Origin of the sequence: Pedobacter sp. ASV12, assembly GCF_016429155.1 — a bacterium.
Lineage (GTDB): Bacteria > Bacteroidota > Bacteroidia > Sphingobacteriales > Sphingobacteriaceae > Pedobacter.
In genome coordinates this window covers 212,696-225,461 of the sequence record NZ_JAELUC010000001.1, presented here as the reverse complement: position 1 = coordinate 225,461, position 12,766 = coordinate 212,696, and the positions used below count along the sequence as shown (strand labels likewise).

Here is a 12,766-nt window from a genome sequence, read left to right as displayed (position 1 = left end):
CCCCCCCCCCCCCCCCCCCCCCCCCCCCCCCCCCCCCCCCCCCCCCCCCCCCTTTTTAGATGTGTATAAGAGACAGGGGATGTGAACTTGGGTTACGGAATTTCGTTGCGTAAACAACTAGGTCATGCTTTTGGCTTAGAAGGTAACATCTTCCGTGGCAAACTATCTGGCACAAACAAAGATGCTAAAGGTGGTGTTAGATACGGAACTAAAGAATTCGAAACCGACATTCAGTATGCTGCTGACTTGAGAGGTGTTGTGAATGTTGCCACTGTAGATTTCCTACGTCGCGAAAATTCAGTTAACTTCTTCGTTACTGCTGGTTACGGTTTAATGGCTTACAATCCAAAAGTAACCTTAGCTAATGGTACTGTTGTTAACAACAAAGGTAAATATGGCGAAAATGGCGATAACGACTTCATCAAAGAAGCTTATATCCCTGTAGGTGCTGGTATCAAATTCAAAGTTTCAGACCGCGTATCTTTCAACTTGGCTTATACCATGAACTTTGTTGATGGTGACAACGTTGATGGAGTTTATGCTGGTGGTACTTCAAAAGATAAATTCTCTTACGGTTCTGCTGGTTTAGAATTCTCTCTAGGTTCTAAAGCTAAACCTAACTTGGATTGGGTTAACCCAGTAGCTATGATGTATGATGAATTGAAAGATCCTTCATTACGTCAAGAAGTTGAAGCATTGAAAAACCGTGTTTCTAACGTTGAGAAATCAGTTGAAGACTTGAAAAAAGACTCTGATGGCGACGGCGTAGCTGATCAATTCGATAAATGTGCTGGTACTCCAGCTGGAACTAAAGTTGACGGTTCAGGATGTCCACTTCCTGCTCCAACTGTAATCAATAACACTCCAGTTGCTCCAGTTGACAACAGAACTGGTTTTGAGCCAATCCAATTCGAATTCAACTCTTCAGTTTTGAAAACCGAATCTTATCCAATCTTAGATAAATTATCTTCAGTATTGCGTGAAAACGGTGGTAAAGTAACTTCTAAAGGTTATGCTTCTAGCGAAGGTACTGCTGCATACAATTTGAAATTATCTAAAGACAGAGCTAACTCTGTTAAAACTTACTTAGTAAATTCTGGCGTTAACGCTAGTCAAGTAACTGTTAAAGGTTACGGCGAAGCTAACCCAGTTGCTTCTAACGACACTGAAGAAGGTCGTATCCAAAACCGTCGCGTTGAGACTTCAAGAAACTAATCTTGCTTAACTCGATAAGAAAAGAGCCCCGAAATTTCGGGGCTCTTTTTTTTTATCCTTACATTTGTATCATGTACTTCTTCAGAAAGAATAACCCAGACCGGCCAAAAAATACCAATATCAAGATTATGCATGCCATTAATGCCATAGCCATTACCTTGTTTTTGGGTGGTATTATCTGGAAACTCGTACAGTGGTTTATCCTCAAAAAATAAGTAGCCGACTAGACACCCGATCCATAAAAACCAATAGATGAAAACAATAATCAATACCAGTAATGCTCCGGCCCCAATTGGCCCTTACAGCCAGGCCGTAATTGCCAATGGATTTCTGTTCGCTTCGGGCCAAGTGGCCATCAATCCCGAAAACGGAGCACTTAACCAAACTTCTATTGCCGAAGAAACACACCAAGTGATGCGCAATATCAAGGCCGTGTTGTTAGAGGCCGAGTATGATTTTGAACACGTGATTAAAACCACCATCTTTCTGTCTGATATGAGCCTGTTTGCCGAGGTAAACGAAGTGTACGGTTCTTACTTCCAGGCTGAGTACCCTGCCCGCGAAACCGTTGCCGTAAAAGGCTTGCCTAAAGGCGTAAACGTAGAAATTTCGGTAACCGCCTATAAGGCTTAAGCATTGCAACGGGCTAAAACCAAATATCTGCTGGCCGGATTTCTTTCCGTAGCCATTTGGGGCTTCTTTGCCATTCCGCTAAGGAATATCAAGGCATTCCCTTCGCAGGAAATCCTTTATTACCGCATATTTACTTCTTTGGCGGTGATATGGATGGTTATTCTCTTGTTCAGAAGGAAATCGCTGGCGCAGGATATTCAATATTTCAAGTTGGCTTTGCCCAAAGAAAAACGGATCATCGTATATCAAATCTTAGGGGCCACGGTGTTGCTTACACTCAATTGGTATACCTATATCTATGCAGTCAATAATGTGAGCCTCAAATCGGCGGCATTTGCTTATATGGTATGCCCGCTGATTACCGCTTTCGGAGGCTTCCTGATTTTGAAGGAAGAACTTTCGAGGCTTAAGCTGATTGCTTTGGGCGTTGCCTTGCTCAGCATTGTAATGTTGGCCACTGGCTCGTTGATAGAAGTAACTTGGTCTGTAATCATTGCAGCGCTGTATGCGTTTTACCTGATTATCCAGCGCAAAATGCAACACTTGGATAAGCTCAATGTATTGGCTGTACAGATTGCCATTGCCGTACTGCTGATGCTGCCATTTTATTTGAGCAGCCATCAAGACTTTCCTGCCAGCGTTTGGTTTTGGGGAAACATCGTGGTCATTGCCGTGCTGTTTACCATCATTCCGTTGTTTCTAAGCCTTTATGCCTTAATCGGCATTCCTTCTTCTACTTTAGGTATTATCATTTATATCAATCCCATTATTGCCTTTACAGTGGCCATTGTTTATTTTGGAGAGCAGATAGACCTGCACCAGCTGTTGGCCTACCTCTTGCTGCTGTTTGCCGTTTTGCTATTTAATTGGAACTTGATGAAAGATATTTTTACTTTTAAGAGAAAATAAATTCGTTTTGCAGGCTTCAAATTTAGATACACCTCTTGTTTACCTTAAGGGCGTAGGCCCTAAGCGTGCAGAGCTTTTGCAAAAGGAATTGGGCATGTCCAGTTATAAAGACCTGCTTTACCATTATCCATTCAGGTATATTGACCGCACCCGTTTTTACCAGATCGGAGAGCTCGATCCCGAAATGCCCTTGGTGCAGGTGGTTGGTAAAGTACTGAGCAAGGAAGTAATCGGAGAAAAGCACAAAAAACGCTTGGTAGCCAAATTTGCCGACGAAACGGGCGCCATCATGGAACTGGTCTGGTTTCAGGGTATTAAATGGGTAGAAGACCATGTGATGCGTGGCAGTACCTACATCGCCTTTGGCAAGCCTACTTTTTTTAATGGCCGCTTTAGTATTTCGCATCCCGAGCTTGAAAACTATCCCCGTCAGCCAGGCTTAACGGGTAACCTTACCCTACAGCCGATCTATAACTCTACCGAAAAACTTAAAAAGAACTTTTTAGATAGCAAAGGCCTGCAGAAGCTGATTCAGCATGTGATTGAACTGCATATTAACGAGGTTCGGGAAACAATGCCGGCCTATGTGCTCGAAAAATATAAGCTCATCAGTCGGAAAGAAGCTTTGGTGCACATCCATTTTCCCGCCAGCCAAGCCAAGCTGCAACAAGCCGAACGGCGACTGAAATTTGAGGAACTGTTTTTTATCCAGTTGCAGCTGCTGTACAATAAGCAGGTGCGCAGCCTTAAGTTTAAGGGGCTCTTATTTGATATGGTTGGCGAGCGCGTAAATACTTTTTATAAGGAAATGCTGCCTTTTGACCTGACCAATGCCCAAAAGCGGGTAATTAAGGAAATCAGGATCGATACCCAAAAGGGCAGCCAGATGAACCGCTTGGTACAGGGCGATGTGGGCAGTGGCAAAACCGTAGTGGCCCTGATCAGCATGTTGTTGGCCAATGATAATGGCTATCAGGCCTGTATGATGGCCCCTACCGAGATTTTGGCCCGGCAACATTACGAATCGCTGGTTTCGCTGTTAAGAGGTGAACTGGTTAATGTTTCTATTCTAACGGGGACTACCACCAAGAAGCAACGCACGGTTTTGCACCAGCAATTAGAAAATGGCGAAATCGATATCTTGGTGGGCACTCACGCACTGATTGAAGACAAGGTTAAATTCAAGAATTTGGGCCTGGTGGTTATTGATGAGCAACATCGATTTGGTGTAGAGCAAAGGGCCAAGCTGTGGAGGAAGAATACTGTTCCGCCTCATATTTTGGTCATGACTGCTACGCCCATTCCGCGCACTTTGGCCATGACCCTGTATGGCGATTTAGACGTTTCGGTAATAGACGAACTTCCGGCAGGTAGAAAACCCATAGAAACGAAACATTTGTACGAAGGGCAGCGTTTGAGGATGTTTGGCTTTATGAAGCAGGAAATTGCCAAAGGCCGACAGGTGTATGTGGTTTATCCGCTGATTAAGGAAAGCGAAAAACTTGATTTGATGCACTTAGAGGCGGGAATAGAACAGCTGCGATTTGAATTTCCATTGCCCAATTACCAAATTAGTATTGTACACGGGCAGATGCCCAATGCCGACAAGGAATTTGAGATGCGCCAGTTTATTGAAGGCAAGACACAGGTCATGGTGGCCACAACCGTAATCGAGGTGGGGGTTAACGTACCCAATGCCTCGGTGATGATTATCGAAAATGCCGAGCGATTTGGACTTTCGCAGCTGCATCAGCTGCGTGGGCGTGTAGGCCGTGGGGCCGAGCAATCTTATTGTATCTTGATGTCGAGCAGTAAGCTGAGCCAAAACTCAAAACTGCGACTACAAACCATGGTGAAAACCAATAATGGATTTGAGATTTCGGAGATAGACCTGCAGCTGAGAGGGCCTGGCGATATTACCGGGACCCAGCAAAGTGGCGTGCTCGAACTGAAGGTAGCCAACTTGGCTAAAGACCAAATCATTCTGCAGGAAGCCCGAAATACGGTAATCGAAATATTTGAGCGCGACCCGATGGTGAGCCTGCCAGAAAATAGCCTGCTCAAAACCTATCTCGACAGAAAAAACCAAGGAATTGCTTTTGACAAGATTTCTTAGGGAATAGGCCATTAACCATGGGCTATCAACCACGGACTTCCAGGCGCTAGTCTTCGTCGCTTCCTGGCAACGAACCAGCTCCGGTATAGGCTCCTTTGCGGATAATCGGCATCTTTAGGTATTTATACAAATCGTCGAGGTGCATCAAGCTGCCGTTGGTTAGGTTGCCCAAAAATATGACCACGATATCCTTGTCCAAATCGCGTACATAGATGTGGCGGAAACCATGCCACCAGCCGGTGTGGTAAACCACTTTGTCCATGCCTTTGCCATCGAACATGCGCCAGCCGTAGCCGTAGTTAAAGTGGCCGTTTACAGGTTTGTTACGACCAACATAAGCCGAATCAAGGCTCTTTTGGCTTAACAGCCGGCCGTTTTTAAGGTATTTGTCGTACAGTACCAAATCGTGCAATGTACTATAAATGCCTTTGTCGCCCACGGGACCGTCCAAAAAATTCTGAACCACCGAATAGCGCCAGGTACGGTCGTGACCGACTACATCAACCGGAATTTTCTCATATTCAGTGGTCGAATAAACATGGGTATGCTTCATGCCTGCTGGCTTGAAGATATGCTCCATCATGTATTGCGAATACCTTTGCTTGGTCACTTTTTCTATAATGGCGCCCAACACCATAAAGTTGGAGTTGTTGTAATGGAAAACCTTGTTGGGTTTGGTGTACGGATTAGGTTTTTTATCGGCTATGATGTCCATTACCTCTTGGTTGGTAACGCCTTTTTTCATGTTGAGTTTTTCCTTGCGGTAAATATCGTCAATGAAATAAACGTAGTTCATCATGCCGCTGCGGTGCGATAATAAAAGTTCTATCGTAATTCCGTCGTAAGGAAAATTAGGAAAGAACTTTTTCACGTCGTCGGTCAGTTTGAGCTTGCCCGCCTCAACCAGTTGCATAATGGCTACGCCGGTAAAGGTTTTGGTAATAGAGGCCAACTCAAATTCCGAATTGATTTTCAGGCTGTCGCGATGCAAGTAATCGGCCCAGCCAATGGCTTTTTCGTAAAGGATTTTTCCTTTGCGGGCCACAAGCATATTGCCGTTAAATCCGTATTTTTTGTGCAGGTTTTGTACAAAGTCAGCAATCCAGGGATCGCCTTTTTTAGGGTCGTAGGCAATGAGCAGGCTGTCGGCCTTGTCGTCCTCCTTGGTTCTTATTTTCTGCTGCGCAGCCGCTTTTTTGGCTTTTTCTTCTTTGTTGGTACAGGCCGAAACCGTGATTAGAGAGAGCGCAACGGCGGTTAGGAGTAGACGAAACTTCATGTAATAAAATATACGGGTTTAAAAGCCAGCAAAATAACGATAATTGGGTTTTTAAACCTAAAAGAGTTTTAAACATTAGCTTAATCTAATCAAGCCGATGCTTTTAGCCTTCCTTTTTGAGCAGCACGATACCGTTCGAATCGTTGTCGACATCGCCTCTAACCATGGCTTTGATCGTAAACGCGGCGCCGGTTTCGTATTCCTTGATATTGAACTTGTAAACATGGTCTTTTTGCGTCGAACCCGTACTTCCTTCGTGGAGGTCTTCGGCTATTTTTAAGCCGTTTTTCCATACGGTAATTGATTGGATTTCTAGTTTGGTGCGGCCTCCGGTATACATAAAGGCAAGGGCATAGTTGCCGTTTGCATTGATTTTTCCAGTTGCATTGATTTCAAAAGGGCTGTATGCTTTTCCTGTGATCTTGCTGGGATTCCACTCGGCCACTACTTCGCCATATTTTTTAAACTGTTCATATTTTTCTGGAAAATAAAGCGGCAGCGAAAACTGTTCCCTGTTCAGTACGGTTATGGCCATCAGGTCTTTGAGTTCGCCAACGGTTACACTTTGACTATACACCGGAGCGTAGGGATTGGGATAAGTTCCGTCGGTAGTATAACGGATTTGGGCACCATCAACCACGTTTTTGAGCTTAACCACATAGCCTTTATCGGTTTTTTCGGCACTGATCAATTGGGGTTGAGGCAAACGGAAGCCATAGCCTGCCTGTTGGTAGCGCAGGTAATGGCTGGCAAGCCTTCTTTCAAAGCCCTCCCAGTTTTGTTGGGCCAGTGGCGTCCAAACCACCTCGGCCAATGCCGATAGGCGTGGAAAAGTAAGGTAATCGAAATATTTTTCGGAACGGTTTTCATTCAGTGGGCCTATTTCCTGCAAAAGTGTGCCATGTATAAACTGATCGGCCCAAAGGGTAGCCGAAGCCCCCAATACCTGTTGGCGGTATTTTTCGTCAAGACCCGGAACCAGCGGATTGAGTTGGTAAACTTTTTCCAAGGGAACAAGGCCAACCCAGGTAGCCGCTTTTACCTCGCCCGGAATATTGCTTTCGGCCATGTCAAAATAGCAAAATTTGGTTAGCGACAGCACCACATCGTGGCCGTTTTCTACGGCCTTGAATGTTTTTTTAGGGTCGTGCCAAACCATGCCTACCACTTTTTCTTTCAAGCCATCTTCAATAATTTCGTCCCAGCCTACCATGGTTTTTCCATAAGGCTTCACCATATTTTGTACGCGCTGGTTAAAATATACTTGTAAAGCGGCTTCGGTTTTCAGTCCCAAGTCGGCTTTGCGCTTTTGGCAATCAGGACAGGCCGCCCATCTGGTATAAACAGCTTCATCGCCGCCAATGTGTACATATTTAGAGGGGAACAAGTCGAATACTTCCTTAAAAACGTCGGCCAAAAAATCAAAGGTGCTTTCCTTGCCCACGCAATACAATTCCTTGCTGATGGAGTGTTGGGTAGGCATTTCGAACTGCTGGCCCGTACAGCCCAGGTAAGGATAGGCCACCACTGCTGCCAAAGTATGGGCCGGAAGCTCTATTTCTGGTATAATTTCTACGTTTCGCGCCGAAGCGTAGGCTATCATTTCCTTAATGTCTTCTTGGGTATAGTAGCCGCCGGTACGTTCGGCGCCTTGGCCTCGCCACGCGCCAATCGAAGTTAGCTTGGGGTATTTCTTGATTTCCAGCCGCCAGCCCGCATCATCGATCAGGTGGAAGTGCAGCTTATTCATTTTGTACATGGCCATCATGTCGATAAACCTCAATACATAAGCCTTGCTAAAAAAATACCTCGATACGTCGAGCATCATGCCTCGCCATGGATAAAGCGGCGCATCTTCAATATCAGCTCCCTTAACCGTCCAGGTTTTGCCTTTTTGGCGTTGCTGGTTATAGATTTCGGCAGGTAACAATTGCAGCAGCGTTTGTATGCCGTAAAACACGCCTTTGCTGGTATTACCCATAATGTTAACCTGCTTATTCCCAACGGTTAGGCGGTAGGCTTCTGGGTTTGCCACAGCTGTTTTGCCCAAAGTCAGCCAGATTCCGTCTTTGGCCGATTGGGCTTCCCGCAACTTAAAATCATAGCCGGTGGCCGGCGATAAAGCCGAGGCCAGTAATTCGGCCTGCGTTTTAAGTCCTTTCTGGTAGTAGATGTTGGTTTGGGGCCTAATGCTAAAAACAGTTCCGTTTGCTTTGACCTTTTGTGGCAAAGGAATGATGTTGAGTTGCGAAAATGAATGAAACGCCCCGGCAAACAGGCATAAGAATAAAAGACAGGCGGCTTTGGTACGCATAAAAATAGTTTTGGTTGGCTACAGTTTCCGATTTTACCCTTAAAGTAAGGATAGAAGACCGGCTTTTAAGGCCTTAACAGTGCGCAAACGTTTGTTCATGTGGCAGTAATGTTGCAAATTATCTAGGCTAAAAGAGGGCTCGTTTAATCAAAAAACTTAAATTTGCCAAAAAAACAGCAAACATCATGAGTTTCAGAATAGAACACGATACCATGGGCGAGGTACAAGTGCCCGCCGATAAATATTGGGGCGCTCAAACCGAACGTTCGCGTAATAATTTTAAGATCGGACCGGAGGCTTCGATGCCAAAGGAAATTATACATGCTTTCGGCTATTTGAAAAAGGCTGCCGCTTTGGCCAATACCGAGCTGGGTGTTTTGCCACAGGATAAAGCCACTTTAATTGCCAAGGCCTGCGACGAGGTGATTGCCGGCAAGTTGGATGCCGAGTTTCCTTTGGTGATTTGGCAAACCGGATCGGGTACCCAAAGCAACATGAACGCCAACGAGGTAATTGCCAACCGTGGCCATGTGCTTAACGGCGGCCATTTGGGCGACGACAAAAAGGTGCTGCACCCGAACGATGATGTCAATAAATCGCAATCTTCTAACGATACTTATCCAACCGCAATGCACATTGCGGCCTACCAACAAGCGGTAACCGTAACCATCCCGGGATTGGAGAAGTTGAGAAATACCCTGGCACAAAAAGCCGCTTCGTGGACCGACATTGTAAAAACCGGCCGTACGCACTTTATGGATGCCACACCGTTAACCTTGGGCCAAGAATTTTCTGGCTATGTACAACAGATAGACAACGGCATCAGGGCGATTAAAAATGCGTTGGAAATGATCAAGGAGTTGGCTTTGGGTGGTACTGCAGTAGGCACCGGCTTAAATACGCCAAAAGGTTATGATGTGTTGGTAGCCCAAAAAATTGCCGAACTAACCGGCCTGCCTTTTGTAACGGCTCCAAACAAATTCGAAGCTTTGGCCGCACACGATGCGATGGTTGAACTGTCGGGCGCCTACAAGCGTGTTGCCGTTTCATTGATGAAGGTGGCTAACGATATCAGGATGCTGAGCTCGGGCCCGCGTTGTGGCATCGGCGAAATCATTATCCCTGATAACGAACCTGGATCATCGATTATGCCAGGCAAGGTAAATCCAACCCAGCCAGAGGCCTTAACCATGGTTTGCGCACAGGTAATGGGCAACGATGTGGCGGTAAGCGTTGGCGCCAGTAACGGCCATTTCGAACTGAATGTATTTAAACCGGTTATTGCGGCCAACGTATTGCAGTCGGGTCGTTTAATTGGCGATGCCTGCGTTTCGTTTAACGACAAATGTGCCGAGGGCATCGAGCCAAACAGACCAGTCATTAAACAGCACATGGAAAATTCGTTGATGCTGGTTACGGCTTTAAATCCGCATATCGGTTACGAAAATGCCGCTAAGATTGCCAAAAAGGCACATAAAGAAAATAAAACCCTGCGCGAAGCTGCTGTTGAACTGGGCTTGCTCACCAGCGAGCAGTTTGACGAGTGGGTTCGTCCGGAAGATATGGTAGGCAGCTTGAAATAAGTTTGAGCATGAAAGTAAAAAGTTTAAATAGCATATTTTAATTAGATGAATACTAGCCATAAGATTCTCGGTAGAAAATCCTATTTTTTACTTTTTACTTTTCACTTGTTACTTTGTTTAACTGCCTGTACCCGTTTGCCTAACGTACAGGGCAGAGGCGAAACCATGCTGCAAGGTGTATGGAACCAAGACAGCGTAGCCAATGCCAAAGACCTGCTTTCGTATACGCAGCACCATTTCAAAATTAGCTGCGATTCGTTTTATGTAGACCTGACTACGCATTCGAAAGTAAACTACTATTCCGATTCCTGCTTTAACAACGGCGTTTGGAAAGAATATGCAAAAGGTACCTATGCCGTTAAAGGCGATACCTTGATTTTGAATGGAACTTTTACCAAAGCCAATTACAAGCAAAAGGTTTCGGGCTGTTACCGCAGCGGGCGCTACCTGAACAATTTTAAAATCAAATCATCCAGTGGAAGCAGGTTGGTGCTTGAAAACCTGGCCGACCAGCGCGAGTGCGTATTGGTCCTAAAGGAGCCAATTACCTGCGTCCCTAAAGAATTGTAATCCTAAACAGATGAAAAAATTAAACCTGTTAAAAAAATTAGCCATTGCTTTTGTCTTGGCTTATATTCCTTTCACCGCTGGTGCATGGGGCGTTTTGGGCCACCGTATTGTTGGCGAAGTGGCCGACTATTACCTCAGCCCGAAGGCCCGCAAAGCCGTACAGCAGATTTTGGGTGCCGAAAGCATGGCCATCACCGCCAACTGGGCCGATTTTATCAAATCAGACACGGCCTATAACTACCTGAGCAATTGGCATTATGTGAACCTGCCCGAAGGATTGTCGCAAAACGATGTATTCAGTTTCTTAGACCATCAGCCTGGGCCAAACATCTATAACAAAACCAATGAGATGATTGCCGTGCTCAAGAACCCGAAAAGCACAGCCGAACAAAAGAAACTGGCCTTAAGAATGGTGATCCACCTGATAGGCGATATGCACCAGCCGATGCACACCGCCAGAAAAGACGATTTGGGCGGCAACAAGATTTTGCTGACCTGGTTTGGCGAAAAGTCTAACCTGCATCGTGTATGGGACGAAGGATTGGTTGATTTTCAGCAACTGAGCTATACCGAATACACCAAAGCCATTAATCACCCAACTGCCCTGCAATTGGGCGCCTGGCAAAAAGCCAGTTTAAAAGACTGCGTTTATGAGTCGTACCAAATCTGCAACAAGATTTATGCTACAGGCGTTAAAAACGACGATAAATTAAGTTATAAATACAATTTTGATTGGATCGACACCGTAAACGAACAATTGCTGAAAGGCGGTATTCGTTTAGCCAAGGTGCTGAATGATATTTATAAATAGTTCGAAAAGCTAATCGCAAATACGTGAGAATTTTAATGGTTTGCCTGGGCAACATTTGCCGTTCGCCTTTGGCCGAGGGCATTATGCGCCATTTGGTAAACGAACAGCACCTGGACTGGCAAATTGCCTCGGCAGGCACAGGCAGTTGGCATGTGGGACAAGCGCCCGATAGCAGGAGCATAGCCATTGCCCAAAACTTTGGCTATGATATTTCGGCTCAACGTGCCCGTCATTTTAACAAAGCGATGTTCGAGCAATTTGACCATATTTTGGTGATGGACAGGAATAACCTGAAAGACGTACTTGCCTTGGCCACCACGCCGGCACAACGCCAAAAGGTGAAGCTGTTCCTAGACGATGAGGAAGTAGCCGATCCTTATTACGACAATGCCCTTTTCGAGCCGGTTTGCGCACAAGTCGAAAAACGTTGCAAAGAACTGATCGAAGAGTTTAGGGGTAGCTTTTAGTCGGAAGCCGGAAGGCTCATTAGCCACTAGTCAACGGCTAAATCGGATGACATGCTGCCAACTGAAAACTTCCATTTGACCTCTTCGCTTTAGCCTTTCAGCTTTAGTTTTTCGCCTTCCACCTCTCTAGCGTTGGTCAAGTAAATATAGTTGAACATGCAGAATGAGGCCATGGCGCCAAAGGTGTGCCACAGAAAATGCGTGCCTGTGCTTAGCCATTCCCATTGATCGGCAATGCGAAAAGTAAGCGCAATGATAAAAGCGAACAAAGCCATGCCCACCCATTTGCCGTTTTTCCATCGGGTGCTGATCAGGTAGCCCAATACCGGTAGGAGCACCAAGGCCGCCATCATGGCGTAATTGATGTTGATGAACAACTGCATTTTATCGTGGGTAACCATGCTCCTGAAAAAGAACTGCAAAGCCACATAAGCCAATACCAGCAATACCGCATAATACCACCTGAAAAGCTGCGCCAAAAAATAAACCCCAGCCGATATACACAGCAGCATAATCGGCATCCAGTCCATCATGATAAACATTCGCCACTGCCTAAAAGCATGATAGGTAGTACCCCCAATGCCTCCGATATAAAGCAACACCAAACAGTAGGTTAAAAACATATGCGATTTATAGTCTTTCCATAGCCTTATAGTCCAGTAAAAGGCAATAGCCAGAAAAAAGCAGGAAGTAATGGCATTGAGCGGCTCCGGAAAAAAGTGCTGCAAATTGGTTTCCGTGTAAAGCGTTCCACCGTCTGGCGGGCGTTGAAGTGCTAGCATAACAATGATGGATTTCTTTTAGAAACGCAGCGCGATTCCAAATGTTTTGATTTATTTTGATGAACCCGTACAATTGACGAAATTGTG

Annotated in this window: 12 protein-coding genes; 9 read left to right on the top strand and 3 right to left on the bottom strand. The window is 45.5% G+C overall.

Annotation, left to right across the window (positions count from 1 at the left end; genetic code table 11):
• Positions 1–105 precede the first annotated feature (105 nt).
• The 5 genes from JHD69_RS00970 to recG all read left to right on the top strand — a co-directional run bounded on the left by JHD69_RS00970 (position 106) and on the right by recG (position 4,873).
• Positions 106–1,215, top strand: coding sequence for an OmpA family protein (locus tag JHD69_RS00970; RefSeq protein WP_233165602.1), 1,110 nt, complete (start codon positions 106–108; stop codon positions 1,213–1,215).
• A 71-nt stretch (positions 1,216–1,286) separates the two neighbouring features.
• The gene (locus tag JHD69_RS00965) at positions 1,287–1,430 is read left to right on the top strand and encodes a DUF6728 family protein (RefSeq protein WP_199136364.1); all 144 of its coding nucleotides are present in this window, start codon (positions 1,287–1,289) and stop codon (positions 1,428–1,430) included.
• A 37-nt stretch (positions 1,431–1,467) separates the two neighbouring features.
• The gene (locus JHD69_RS00960) at positions 1,468–1,848 is read left to right on the top strand and encodes a RidA family protein (RefSeq protein WP_199136362.1); all 381 of its coding nucleotides are present in this window, start codon (positions 1,468–1,470) and stop codon (positions 1,846–1,848) included.
• A gap of 3 nt (positions 1,849–1,851) precedes the next feature.
• A complete protein-coding gene (locus tag JHD69_RS00955) occupies positions 1,852–2,757 on the top strand; it encodes an EamA family transporter (RefSeq protein WP_199136360.1) in 906 nt (301 codons plus the stop codon).
• A 7-nt stretch (positions 2,758–2,764) separates the two neighbouring features.
• Positions 2,765–4,873, top strand: coding sequence for an ATP-dependent DNA helicase RecG (gene recG / locus JHD69_RS00950; protein ID WP_199136358.1), 2,109 nt, complete (start codon positions 2,765–2,767; stop codon positions 4,871–4,873).
• Positions 4,874–4,919: 46 nt separating this feature from the next.
• Here the strand turns inward: recG and JHD69_RS00945 are convergent, their stop codons facing one another.
• Together JHD69_RS00945 and JHD69_RS00940 are read right to left on the bottom strand one after the other, a co-directional pair.
• Complete coding sequence (locus tag JHD69_RS00945; RefSeq protein WP_199136356.1) at positions 4,920–6,152, bottom strand: serine hydrolase domain-containing protein; 1,233 nt, start codon at positions 6,150–6,152, stop codon at positions 4,920–4,922.
• Between the two features lie 103 nt (positions 6,153–6,255).
• Positions 6,256–8,466, bottom strand: coding sequence for a beta-N-acetylhexosaminidase (locus JHD69_RS00940; protein WP_199136354.1), 2,211 nt, complete (start codon positions 8,464–8,466; stop codon positions 6,256–6,258).
• A 185-nt stretch (positions 8,467–8,651) separates the two neighbouring features.
• Between JHD69_RS00940 and fumC the strand changes: the two genes are divergently transcribed.
• From fumC to JHD69_RS00920, 4 genes are all read left to right on the top strand, one after another.
• Positions 8,652–10,049 carry a class II fumarate hydratase gene (fumC, locus tag JHD69_RS00935; protein WP_199136352.1) on the top strand — a complete coding sequence of 466 codons (1,398 nt, stop codon included), beginning with the start codon at positions 8,652–8,654 and terminating at the stop codon, positions 10,047–10,049.
• 105 nt (positions 10,050–10,154) lie between these two features.
• The gene (locus JHD69_RS00930) at positions 10,155–10,619 is read left to right on the top strand and encodes a fumarate hydratase (RefSeq protein ID WP_233165601.1); all 465 of its coding nucleotides are present in this window, start codon (positions 10,155–10,157) and stop codon (positions 10,617–10,619) included.
• A gap of 10 nt (positions 10,620–10,629) precedes the next feature.
• Positions 10,630–11,430, top strand: a complete 801-nt coding sequence (locus JHD69_RS00925) for a S1/P1 nuclease (RefSeq protein ID WP_199136348.1) — start codon at positions 10,630–10,632, stop codon at positions 11,428–11,430.
• 23 nt (positions 11,431–11,453) lie between these two features.
• Positions 11,454–11,897 carry a low molecular weight protein-tyrosine-phosphatase gene (locus JHD69_RS00920; protein WP_199136346.1) on the top strand — a complete coding sequence of 148 codons (444 nt, stop codon included), beginning with the start codon at positions 11,454–11,456 and terminating at the stop codon, positions 11,895–11,897.
• 89 nt (positions 11,898–11,986) lie between these two features.
• Here the strand turns inward: JHD69_RS00920 and JHD69_RS00915 are convergent, their stop codons facing one another.
• Positions 11,987–12,679 (bottom strand): hypothetical protein, encoded by a 693-nt coding sequence (locus JHD69_RS00915; RefSeq protein ID WP_199136344.1) that lies wholly within the window; start codon positions 12,677–12,679, stop codon positions 11,987–11,989.
• Positions 12,680–12,766: the final 87 nt, after the last annotated feature.

Excerpts from the sequence above, each read along its gene's own strand:
- JHD69_RS00965 (WP_199136364.1), top strand. The coding sequence starts at position 1,287 with ATGTACTTCTTCAGAAAGAATAACCCAGACCGGCCAAAAAATACCAAT.
- JHD69_RS00960 (WP_199136362.1), top strand. The coding sequence starts at position 1,468 with ATGAAAACAATAATCAATACCAGTAATGCTCCGGCCCCAATTGGCCCT.
- JHD69_RS00945 (WP_199136356.1), bottom strand. The coding sequence starts at position 6,152 with ATGAAGTTTCGTCTACTCCTAACCGCCGTTGCGCTCTCTCTAATCACG.
- JHD69_RS00940 (WP_199136354.1), bottom strand. The coding sequence starts at position 8,466 with ATGCGTACCAAAGCCGCCTGTCTTTTATTCTTATGCCTGTTTGCCGGG.
- fumC (WP_199136352.1), top strand. The coding sequence starts at position 8,652 with ATGAGTTTCAGAATAGAACACGATACCATGGGCGAGGTACAAGTGCCC.
- JHD69_RS00925 (WP_199136348.1), top strand. The coding sequence starts at position 10,630 with ATGAAAAAATTAAACCTGTTAAAAAAATTAGCCATTGCTTTTGTCTTG.
- JHD69_RS00915 (WP_199136344.1), bottom strand. The coding sequence starts at position 12,679 with ATGCTAGCACTTCAACGCCCGCCAGACGGTGGAACGCTTTACACGGAA.